Annotated in this window: 11 protein-coding genes, 1 tRNA gene and 1 pseudogene; 10 read left to right on the top strand and 3 right to left on the bottom strand. The window is 71.7% G+C overall.

Features of this window, described 5'->3' with window-relative positions; all coding sequences use genetic code 11:
* From AB0O29_RS32240 to AB0O29_RS32225, 4 genes and pseudogenes are all read left to right on the top strand, one after another.
* Positions 1-328, top strand: a pseudogene (locus tag AB0O29_RS32240) (hypothetical protein); the annotation flags it as partial.
* 51 nt (positions 329-379) lie between these two features.
* The gene (locus AB0O29_RS32235) at positions 380-2,089 is read left to right on the top strand and encodes a nitrite/sulfite reductase (RefSeq protein ID WP_365158837.1); all 1,710 of its coding nucleotides are present in this window, start codon (positions 380-382) and stop codon (positions 2,087-2,089) included.
* Positions 2,090-2,148: 59 nt separating this feature from the next.
* A complete protein-coding gene (locus AB0O29_RS32230) occupies positions 2,149-2,796 on the top strand; it encodes a glyoxalase (protein ID WP_365158834.1) in 648 nt (215 codons plus the stop codon).
* A gap of 27 nt (positions 2,797-2,823) precedes the next feature.
* On the top strand, positions 2,824-3,195 hold the full coding sequence (locus AB0O29_RS32225) for a DUF6086 family protein (protein WP_365158831.1): 372 nt from the start codon (positions 2,824-2,826) through the stop codon (positions 3,193-3,195).
* Between the two features lie 17 nt (positions 3,196-3,212).
* On the opposite strand, the gene AB0O29_RS32220 is transcribed toward AB0O29_RS32225, so the two are convergent.
* Positions 3,213-3,440 (bottom strand): hypothetical protein, encoded by a 228-nt coding sequence (locus AB0O29_RS32220; protein WP_365158829.1) that lies wholly within the window; start codon positions 3,438-3,440, stop codon positions 3,213-3,215.
* A gap of 373 nt (positions 3,441-3,813) precedes the next feature.
* Between AB0O29_RS32220 and AB0O29_RS32215 the strand changes: the two genes are divergently transcribed.
* Entirely contained in the window at positions 3,814-5,073 is a 1,260-nt protein-coding gene (locus AB0O29_RS32215) for a helix-turn-helix transcriptional regulator (RefSeq protein WP_365158826.1), read from the top strand.
* A 2-nt stretch (positions 5,074-5,075) separates the two neighbouring features.
* Positions 5,076-5,375 carry a 4a-hydroxytetrahydrobiopterin dehydratase gene (locus AB0O29_RS32210; RefSeq protein ID WP_365158823.1) on the top strand — a complete coding sequence of 100 codons (300 nt, stop codon included), beginning with the start codon at positions 5,076-5,078 and terminating at the stop codon, positions 5,373-5,375.
* A gap of 149 nt (positions 5,376-5,524) precedes the next feature.
* On the opposite strand, the gene AB0O29_RS32205 is transcribed toward AB0O29_RS32210, so the two are convergent.
* Complete coding sequence (locus AB0O29_RS32205) at positions 5,525-6,814, bottom strand: aminotransferase class V-fold PLP-dependent enzyme (protein ID WP_365158821.1); 1,290 nt, start codon at positions 6,812-6,814, stop codon at positions 5,525-5,527.
* Positions 6,815-7,103: 289 nt separating this feature from the next.
* Between AB0O29_RS32205 and AB0O29_RS32200 the strand changes: the two genes are divergently transcribed.
* Positions 7,104-7,460 (top strand): nuclear transport factor 2 family protein, encoded by a 357-nt coding sequence (locus AB0O29_RS32200; RefSeq protein ID WP_365158818.1) that lies wholly within the window; start codon positions 7,104-7,106, stop codon positions 7,458-7,460.
* Positions 7,461-7,525: 65 nt separating this feature from the next.
* On the opposite strand, the gene AB0O29_RS32195 is transcribed toward AB0O29_RS32200, so the two are convergent.
* Positions 7,526-7,909, bottom strand: coding sequence for a hypothetical protein (locus AB0O29_RS32195; RefSeq protein ID WP_365158815.1), 384 nt, complete (start codon positions 7,907-7,909; stop codon positions 7,526-7,528).
* A 192-nt stretch (positions 7,910-8,101) separates the two neighbouring features.
* Between AB0O29_RS32195 and AB0O29_RS32190 the strand changes: the two genes are divergently transcribed.
* From AB0O29_RS32190 to AB0O29_RS32180, 3 genes are all read left to right on the top strand, one after another.
* Positions 8,102-8,186, top strand: a tRNA-OTHER gene (locus AB0O29_RS32190).
* Positions 8,187-8,454: 268 nt separating this feature from the next.
* Positions 8,455-9,546 carry an iron-containing redox enzyme family protein gene (locus AB0O29_RS32185; protein ID WP_365158812.1) on the top strand — a complete coding sequence of 364 codons (1,092 nt, stop codon included), beginning with the start codon at positions 8,455-8,457 and terminating at the stop codon, positions 9,544-9,546.
* 3 nt (positions 9,547-9,549) lie between these two features.
* Positions 9,550-10,242 (top strand): hypothetical protein, encoded by a 693-nt coding sequence (locus AB0O29_RS32180; RefSeq protein ID WP_365158809.1) that lies wholly within the window; start codon positions 9,550-9,552, stop codon positions 10,240-10,242.
* Positions 10,243-10,351: the final 109 nt, after the last annotated feature.

Raw genomic sequence — 10,351 nt, 5'->3', positions numbered from 1 at the left:
CGCGCCGCTGCTCTCCCCGAGCGCGGGCCAGCTCATTCCGCTGCGCTACTCCCCCGGCGCCCCGGCGGCGGTGGAGTACGCGGCGGCGCTGGCCGGACGGCTGCCGGGCGAGGTGCCGAGCGCCGCCGGGTACGAGGCCTGGCGCGCGGCCCGCGGGACGGTGGGCCCCGCGCCCGCGAAGCTCTACGCCGCCGCCGTGCTGTACGTCCCCGGCAGCGGGGGCCCCGCGGCGGACGGCTCCGCCGGGGGCGGCCACCACCACGGCGGATCCGCGAGCTGGCTGCCCAGCGGAATGATCGTCCCGGTGGCGTCCCTCGGCACGGCCTGAGGACCGGACGGCTCGACCTCCGACCCCCGACCCCCGACAAGGAGCAGGACCATGACGGAAACAGTCCCCGCGCCGCCGGTCCGGACCGCCAGGACCGCGCGCCCCGCCGCCGCCAAGCGCCCGGAGGGCCAATGGGCCCTGGGCGAGTACGACCCCCTCAACTCCAACGAGGAGTTCAAGGCGGTCGAGGACCCCCTCCTCGTCAGAGAACGCATCGAGCGGGTCTACTCCCGCGAGGGCTTCGCCTCCATCGACCCCGACGACCTGCGCGGCCGGATGCGCTGGTGGGGGCTCTACACCCAGCGCAAGCCCGGTATCGACGGCGGGAAGACCGGCTCGCTCGCGCCGGAGGAGCTGGAGGACGAGCACTTCATGATGCGGGTGCGCAGCGACGGCGGCACCCTCGACGCCGCCCAGCTGCGGGCGGTCGCCGACGTGTCGATGCGCTTCGCCCGCAACACCGCGGACATCACGGACCGCCAGAACGTGCAGTTCCACTGGATCCGGATCGAGGACGTGCCGGCGATCTGGCGGCGGCTGGAGGAGGTCGGGCTGTCGACGACCGAGGCGTGCGGGGACTGCCCGCGCGTGATCGTCGGCAGCCCGGTGGCGGGCGTCGGCGCGGACGAGGTCCTGGACGCGACCCCGGCGGTCCGCGAGATCGCCGCCCGCTACGTGGGCGACCCGTCCCTCTCCAACCTGCCCCGCAAGTACAAGTCGGCGGTGTCCTGGCTGCCGGACGTCCCGTACGAGATCAACGACCTGGCGTTCCTGGGCGCGGTCCACCCCGAGCACGGCCCCGGTTTCGGCATGTGGGTGGGCGGCGGCCTCTCCACCGTCCCGATCCTCGCCCGGCACGTCGGGGTGTGGGTCCCGCTGGCCGACGTCCCCGACGTGTGGGCGGCGGTGGCCCGCCTCTTCCGCGACTACGGCTACCGGCGGCTGCGCGGCCGGGCCCGCCTCAAGTTCCTCGTCGCCGACTGGGGGGTGGAGAGGTTCCGCCGCGTCCTGGAGGAGGAGTACCTGGGCCGCCCCCTCCTCGACGGCCCGGCCCCGGCGCTGCCGCCCGCCCCGATCGACCACATCGGCGTCCACCCGCAGAAGAACGGCCTGTCGTACGTGGGCGCCGCCCCGGTCGCCGGCCGCCTCTCGGGCACCAAGCTGGCCGCCCTGGCCGACCTGGCCGAGACCCACGGCAGCGGCCGGGTCCGCCTCACCCCGTACCAGAAGCTGCTGGTCCTGGACGTGGCCGACCCGGAGCCCCTGGTCAAGGACCTCGCCGACATCGGCCTCCAGGCCCGCCCCTCCCCCTGGCGCCGCAACACGATGGCCTGCACGGGGATCGAGTACTGCAAGCTGGCGATCGTGGAGACGAAGGAACGCGCGGCAACCCTGATCACGGAACTGGAGAAGCGCCTGTCGTCCGAACCGGAACTCCCCCACCTCAACATCAACCTCAACGGCTGCCCCAACTCCTGCGCCCGCACCCAGGTCGCCGACATCGGCCTGAAGGGCCAGCTCGTCGCGGACGAGGACGGCCGCCAGGTCGAGGGCTTCCAGATCCATCTGGGCGGCACCCTGTCCCTCGCCGCCGACCAGGAAGGCGCCTTCGGCCGCAAGCTCCGCGGCCTGAAGACCACGGCGGCGGACCTCCCGGACTACGTGGAACGCGTCACCCGCGCCTACCTGGCGGGCCGCACGGACCCGTCGGAACCCTTCGCCGCCTGGGTGGCCCGCTGCGAGGAGTCGGCCCTCCAGTAGACCCTCCCGAGACCGGTCAGGATTCGAGAAGCACCGGCCGCGGTGCCGCCCGTAGCGTGATGTCCATGGCAACCACGACTCCCACCACCGCCCCCACCGCCCTCTCCTCCGTCACCCTCGAGGTGGCCGACGTCGAGGCGGCCCACCTCTTCTACGCCGCCTTCGGCGTCGACGCCCACGTCCGCCTTCGTCGGTCCGAGACCCCCACCACCGGCTTCCGCGGCTTCACCCTGGGCCTGACGGTGTCCAACCCGGCCACCGTCGACGGCTTCTTCACCGCCGCCGTCGACGCCGGCGCCACCGTCCTCAAGCCCACCGCCAAGTCCCTGTGGGGCTACAGCGGCGTCGTGCAGGCCCCGGACGGCACGATCTGGAAGATCGCCACCTCGGAGAAGAAGAACACCGCCCCGGACACCGGCCGGATCGACGACCTGGTCCTGCTCCTCGGCGTCGAGGCCGTGAAGGCCACCCGCCAGTTCTACGTCGAACGGGGCCTGACCGTCGCCAAGAGCTTCGGCGGCAAGTACACCGAGTTCGCCCCCGGCCACTCCAGCCCCGTCAAGCTGGCCCTCTACAAGCGCCGCGCCCTGGCCAAGGACCTCGGCGTCCCCGTAGACGGCACGGGCTCCCACCGCCTCGTCCTCGGCGGCACCACCGACACCTTCACGGACCCGGACGGCTTCACGTGGGAGCCCACCGCCGCGTAGCCGGTGCGCGTCTGAGAGGGTGCTCCGATGAGCCAGTACTTCGACATCGGCGACGAGACGCTCTGGAACCCGTCCAACGGTGCCTCCCGGATGTTCCAGCGCCAGGTGACGGTGTTCGAGGCGGAGCTGGGACTCCCCTCGGGCATCGGGCCGATGGAGAACGACGAATGCCAGATCACCCCCGACGTCTTCGAGGTCTTCGTCAACGCCCTCCTCGCCAGGCATCGGGAAAGCGGCCACGCCATCTGGCTCGCGCTCTCGGAGGGTTTCATCGCCACGGTTCTCGTCCTCACGGAACGCGCCGCGATCACGGTCGACCGGTCGGGAGACGGAGCCTCGGCCCGGGCTGCGGCCCTGCGTGAGCGGGCCGAAGAGCTGGGGCGCCGCATGCCCCGCTGAGCGGACCCGACCTCCCGTCACCGAGTGCCTCCGGACGACCAGGCGGCTTCGACGTTCCCCACGGCGGTGGTGAACTCCCGGCCGTTCGCACCCCGGATGTACGCGAGCTCCACCCACCGCTCCAGGCCGCCATCCGAGACGTTCTCGTTGACCACGGCCATCAGCACCCCCTCCACCCCGGACGGAATGTCCCGCACCCGCTGGCGAAGCAGCCGGTGCGGCAGGTCCTCGTACCGCTCACTCATCCGACACCTCCGAGAAGAAGCCGCACAGGAACCGCTCCCACCCGACGAGCGCCCGGTCGAGCAGATCCTCACTGGGCAAGCTCAACGCAGCGGGGCCGGCACCCGCACCTTCAGGGACGTCGAAACTCAGCACTCCGCGAGAGGTCTGCCGGCTGAGCCTGTCCGGGGGCTCCGGGCCGAGGATTCGGGCGGTACGGTTCACGGGTCTGCCTGCTTCCTTCAGGTTGGCCGTGCCCCGGGGCCGTTCGCGCGGTCGCCGGGGTTCTGTGGGCGGCTGCCCTCCGTCAAGGAAAGCGCGCCGACCGGTCCCTCTGGAGGGGCCTGCCCACGGGCCACTCGGGGGGCCAGAATGGGGGCCAGAACGGGAGGCGCCATGGTGGCGGAGAGCATCGGCCGACTTCTCAGGCGGCTTCGCATCGAACACGGTTGGACACAGCAGCAAGTAGCCGACGAGTACTGCCGTGTGTCGGGCACCGTCACGAAGGACGCACGCGAGATCGGGCGCTGGGAGCGCCACAAGCGCCTCCCTACTCCGGAGACCCGTCGCCATCTCGCGACGGTGTTCGGTGTACCCACGACGGTCCTGGACCGAGCCACCTCAGCGGCCAGAAGGTCCCGCCGTCAGGCACCCTCCGCTGAGAGCCCCCAGTTGGTGGGCAAGGGGGACTCCATCGACCGCCGGACTTTCGTCGGCACGATGACGGCCGCCGCGCTGAGCACGGCGAGGCCTGCGCCACGACATGTCGATCCGGCTCTGATCCCGTACTTCGAGCAGCAGCTCGACGGGCATTACCGCGCGGACATGCTGCTCGGCCCGCGCGCCCTCATCGACACGATCAGCGCCCAGTGCGACCTCATCAGTCAACTCGTCGACGCGGCCGAAGAGCCCACACGACAGCGCATGGCCCGTATCGGGGTGCACTATGCGGCATTCGCCGCGTGGCTCCACCTCGACGCCGGCGACCCCGGTGCGGCGCTGCGCTGCCACGACATCGCCCAGGAGCTGGCCCACCGCTCCCGAGATCCGGAAGCCGTAGCGTGCGCGCTGGTGGACCGCGCGATGGCACGCACCGATCAGGGTCTGGGAACAGCAGTGACGGATCTCTGCGAAGGGGCCCTCATGGACGCCTCGCGCCTCTCACCGGAAATCCAGGTCTTCGCACTGCAACAGCAGGCTCACGGCGCCTCGCTCCTCGGCGATCGGCGTCGGGTGGACGGGTTGCTCGACCGCGCCGGACGGCTGCTCGACGCGGTGGACGTCGAGACATGGGGTACGGCTTGTCTGCGGACTCCGCACTACGTAGAGGTGCAACGTGCCACTTGCTACGGACGGCTCGGGTTGGCCCGGGAAGCCGACCGACTGTGGCAGCAGATCATCCCCGCGGCCCCACCCACGTCGCGTCGGGACGTCGGCGTGTGGACGGCCCGGCATGCCGTCGCCGTCGCTGTGCTGCGTGAGCCGGAGCGGGCCGTAGCGCTCGCCGGGCAGGCTGCCGGGATCGTGGTGAGGACCGGGTCGGAGCGGGCCCGGCGGGAACTGACCGCCGTGGAAGCGGCCATGACGCCGTGGCAAGCTGAACCGATCGGCCAGTCCTTGGCAGAGGTACTGGCACCCATCGGCAAGGGGGTTTGACCGTGGCTGAGGCTCTTTCGGCGGAGCAGATCGAGGAGCGCGTCAAGGACCTGAGCGGCTGGTCGACGGACGGCCGGAGGATCACGCGGTCGTACTCGGTCCCGCACGTCCAGGGTGCGGCGTTCATCGTCCACATCGCGGCCATCCAGAACGACCTCGGGCACCACTCGGAGGCGACACTCGGCTACAAGACCGTGCAGGTCTCGATCAGCTCGAGCGACCTCGGCGGATACGTCGCCGAGCACGACATCGAGCTGGCACGCCGCATCGAGGCAGCGGCGCCCGCGCACGGCGCGATCTGAACGAACAACCCTCCGGCGACTCGGCCCTCTACGCGGTCATGGTCCCCGAGATCGGTGGGGAGCCCGAGCGGGAACGGCCGTCGGCTCCGGCACCCACCCCCTCGGCCGGCCCGGGGGGCGGGGCCGGCCGCGGGGGTGGGCGGGGGGGGTCAGGCGGGGAGTTCCGCCTTGAGGGAGTCCAGGATGACCTCCACGCTGCGGTCCACGTCCTCGCGCGTGGTGCGCCAGTTGACGACTGAGACGCGCATCGCCGCACGGCCCTCCCACAGGGTGCCGCCGAACCAGCAGACGCCGCCGGACTGGATGCGGGCGATGACCCGGCGGGTGGTCTCGTCGTCGTCGCCGAAGCGGACCAGGAGCTGGTTGAGGACGACGTCGTTGAGGAGTTCCACGCCGGGGACGCCCGAGAGGCGGTCCGCGAAGTGGCGGACGTGGTCGCAGCAGCGTTCGACCAGTTCGGCGACGCCCTCGCGGCCCAGGGTGCGCAGGGCGGCCCAGACGGGGAGGCTGCGGGCGCGGCGGGAGAAGTCGGGGACCCATTCGATGGCGTCGCGTTCGCCGTCGGTGCCCGGCGGGAGGTAGCCGGCGCGTTCGTTGAGCATGGCCGCGCGGTGGGCCTCGGGGTGGGCGATGACGACGATGCCGCAGTCGTAGGGGACGTTGAGCCACTTGTGGGCGTCCAGGGCCCAGGAGTCGGCCCGTTCCACGCCCTCGACGAGGGGGCGGAGCTTCGGGCTGGCCGCGGCCCAGAGGCCGAAGGCACCGTCGACGTGCACCCAGGCGCCGTAGCGGTGGGCGATGTCGCAGATCTCGCCGACGGGGTCGATGGCGCCGGAGTTGACGTCGCCGATCTGGGCGCAGACGATCACCGGGCCGGTGAGGGCGGAAAGAGTGCGCTCCAGTTCGGAGGGGATCATGCGGCCCTTGTCGTCCACCGGGACGTTGCGGATGCGGGCGGTGCCGAAGCCGAGGTAGCGGGCGGCGAGGTCGATGGTCATGTGGTGCTGGGCGCCCGCGACGATCGCCACGTCGGGCGCGCCGCCCAGGCCCTCGCGTTCCACGTCCCAGCCGGCCTCGGCGAGGAGCTTGTGGCGGGCGGCCGCGAGCGAGGTCAGGTGGGCCATGGTGCAGCCGGTCGGGAAGCCGACGGAGGCGTGCTCGGGCAGGCCCAGCAGTTCCAGCACCCACCGGGCGGCCACGTCCTCGGCCACGGCGACGGCCGGGGAGAGGTTGTAGAGGCTGGCGGTCTGGTCGTAGGCCGCCACGAGCCAGTCGGCGGCGATCGCGACGGGCAGGGTGCCGCCGGTGACGTAGCCGAAGTAGCGGGGGCCGTTGGCGGTGGGGATGCCCCCCTCCGCGACGGCGCGGCCGATGACCTCGATGGTCCCGGCCGGGTCGGCGGGCCCGGCGGGCAGCGGGCCACCGAACGTTTTCAGCAATTGTTCGGAGCCGGCAGTGGCACCCACCGGCCGATCGGCGAGGCCCGCCAGATATTCGATGGCCTGCTGATAGGCCAATGCGAGAGGCGCACTGTCTGCTGTGGTCATAGTACAAAGCTAGGCGGCTGGCACTGACGTGCGACTGACGGAAATGGCCGGAACTCCCAAAGCCTTGGACAGCGGGCCGTTGGACTGTATTACTTTCTCCTGTGGCCCCGGCCGGTCCGGTCAGTCCGGACGGTTCGACGGTCCGCCATCCGTGCCGAGTCATGAGACTTGAGGAGTTCCGATGTCCGACGAGCAGACGCGCAAGGTTATCGAACAGTTCAACCAGGCATTCCAGCTGCACGACCCCGGCCTGCTGAAGGAGATCCTCGCCGAGAACTGCCGGCTGGAGAACTCCGGGCCCGCCCCGGACGGCACGAAGCACGTCGGTTATGACGAATGTCTGCAGTTCTGGACGGCCATCGCCGGGAACGAGCACATGACCTTCGAGGTGGAGGACGTCTGGGTGGCCGGCGAGCGCTCCGTCTGCCGCTGGACCCTGCGCTGGGGCGGGGGCCCGAAGGACTTCGTGCGCGGGGTGAACGTGCACCGCCTGGAGGGCGGAAAGCTCGCCGAGAGCTTCGGATACGTCAAGGGCTGACCGGAAGAACGCGGAAAGGGCCCGGGCCTTCAAGGCCCGGGCCCTTTCCGTATGGTGACGTTACGTCAGTCGGCGAGCTGGGAGACGATCATCACGCAGTCCTCCAGGGCCCTGGTGGCGTGGCCCTTGCCCTTCGTGTCCTCGACCAGCTGCGTGTTGCCGGGCACGAACGTGCGCCAGGTGCCGTCGCTGACACCGCACTCCATCCGGCCGCTGACCAGGGTCATGATCTGGCGGCGCGGTGCCGGGTGGAAGTCGCCGAACCACCCCTCCGGGATGTAGAGGTACACGGCCTGCTTGGCCGGTATGCCCTCGGAGACGAACAGCGAGGGCGCGGGCGGGGCGAAATTCAGGGCCGTCACCTCCAGCGTCTCGTCGATGAAATGCGATTCGCCGCTCTCGTCGTTGTAGAGACGGGAAACGGCGATTTTAGCGGTCTCGGCGGCCACGGAAACTCCCTGGGTAAGTGAAGTCGGGATCGGGATTCGGGATCGGGATTCGGGATCGATCGCCCTTCACTATCCCAGCCGGCGCTGATGGGACCCTGACCGATTCGGGTCGCCGGCGGAATTCCCGTCTCAGATGTCCATCAGTCCGGCGTCAGCCGCCGCGTGCCAAGCTGATGGCACGAGAAAGGCCGAGGAGAGGTACCCGAAGCGGCCGAACGGGGTCCGGCGATTCGCCGAACGGGCTCTGCCCACGCAGGTTCGAATCCTGCCCTCTCCGCAGGTGCTCGTCCCAGGCACGCGCATCCCGATCCGATACCAGGGATGCGCGTGTCTTTGGCATGCGGCGCCCGCACCGCCCGGCAGGGCCTCCTCCCGCGCCCGTCCCGTCCTCCACGGACCCGCGGCGCGACCGTATCCGGCCCTTTTCCGGCCCCTCGCGGCCCCTCGCCGTCCGGGGTCCCCGTCGGCGGATCCGCACGACCCCTCCCTTCCCCAGCCCGGCGCGACCCCACCAGGCGTCGCTTTCCCGAGCGACCCCGACAGACATGGAGACGCAGTTGCCCAGCAGCGACCACCACACCGTTCCCGTGCTCCGCAGGACGGACGCCGCCGCGCTCGTGGACGAGATCTCGTCCTGGCTGACCACCGACGGCGACGAGATCGACGCCAAGTTCCTCGGCGAGCGCGCCCGGATCGTCGAGGCCGTCACCGACCTGAACGCCGCCGCCGTGGCCGGCCCCGGCCGCGAGGACGCCCACTACCACCAGCAGCTCCTCCTCTCGCGCATCTACCAGACCGTGATGCAGATCCCCGACCGGCCGAGCGCCGAGGGCTCGGTGCTGCTGCACGAGGTCACCCGGATGCTGGAGAACGCCACCCTGGCGGCCGAGGACGCCCACCTGGAGCCCGGCCTGCTGGAGTCCGCGCCCACCGAGCCCAAGGCGTTCCTGTCCTGGCTCAAGGGCCGGGTCCGCGGGCACCGCGCCTTCAAGCACCCCTACTACACCGAGTTCATCAACCGCGAGGCGCGGGAGGAGGACCTGCGCACGTACGTCATCCAGGAATCGCTGATCGACGGCCGCTTCGACGACTTCCTCGCGATGATGCAGATCGGCACGGCCGGCGCCAGCAAGATGGAGATCGCCGCCAACTACTGGGACGAGATGGGCAACGGCGACCCCGAGGCCGTGCACACCCACCTCTTCAACAAGATCTACGAGGTCTTCGACGTCCGCAGCGAGGACCTCGAGGCCGCCATGACCACCACGGACCTGCACTCCGGCAACCTCGCGGTGCTGCTGTGCCGCTACCGGCACCTGTACCCGGAGGCGGTCGGCTTCCTCGGGATGACCGAGTGGCTGGCGCCCGACCGGTTCCGCAACGTGGTGAAGGCCTGGGAGCGCCTCGGGCTGCCGGAGGTCGGGATCACCTACCACCGGCTGCACATCACCATCGACTCGCAGCACGCGGCGGGCTGGTTCCACAACGTGGTCATCCCGAGCGCCGACACCGCCTACATGCGCCGGGGCATCGCCCGCGGGGCGCTGTGGCGCGCCAACTCCTCCGCCCGCCACCTGGACGAGCGCCTGGACCTGGCCCGGCTCCCGGCCGGGCGCACGCCCGTCGCCGCGGGCTGAGCCGTGTCCCTGCGGGAGAACGGCTTCGCCCTCGTCGCGCTGGACCCCGTCCCGGGGGTGGTGGCGGCCGGCTTCTCCGGCCCGCCGGGGCCGGCCGTGCGGCTGCGGATGTCCTGGACGGCGGACGACGACTGGCTGTTCCAGTCCGTCCCCGCCGCGCCCGCCGCGCCCCCGGCCGCCTCCGGCGCCCCGTACGGGGGACCGGACGGGGGACCGGACCGGCGGCTCGCGGCCGGGCTGTCCGTCCTGCTGCGGCGGGCCCTCGGCGGGCCGTGGCTGGACGTCCACGCGGACCGGCTGATCGAGCTGCACCGGGTGCGGACCGTGGCGCCCGCCGGGGAGACGGTCCCGGTGCGGCTGCCCGGACCGGTGCCGGGCGCCTGCGAGTTCGCCCTCGTGGCGGTGGTCGCCCGCACCGGGGGCGGGACCGGCCGGTCCCTCCTGTACGGCACGGGCCCGCGCGTGCCCCTGGTGGAGGCGGATCCGGGTCCGGGCCGGGGGCTGCTGTTCGACCGGCGGGTGGTCGCGTACGACGGCCACGAGCTGACCGCCGGCCCGGCGGGCCCGGCCGTGCAGGACCTGCTGGTCGCGCACGTCTTGCGGCCGGCCGGCCCGCAACCGGCGCTCCGCCGCCGCCCGATGCTGGTCCGCGGCCCGGCCGGCACCCTGATCAGCACCCGCCCGGCACTGCGCTGAATCCGCCCGAGGGGGTGGTGGGGAGAACCTTCCCCACCACCCCCTCCGCGCGTGGCGCCGGGCGTCGTAACGGTGGACGCGCTCGCCGAAGGGGCCGAGCCCGCCGACG

Source organism: Streptomyces sp. NPDC089915 (assembly GCF_040684675.1).
GTDB lineage: Bacteria > Actinomycetota > Actinomycetes > Streptomycetales > Streptomycetaceae > Streptomyces.
This window is presented reverse-complemented; position numbering and strand designations above follow the sequence as displayed.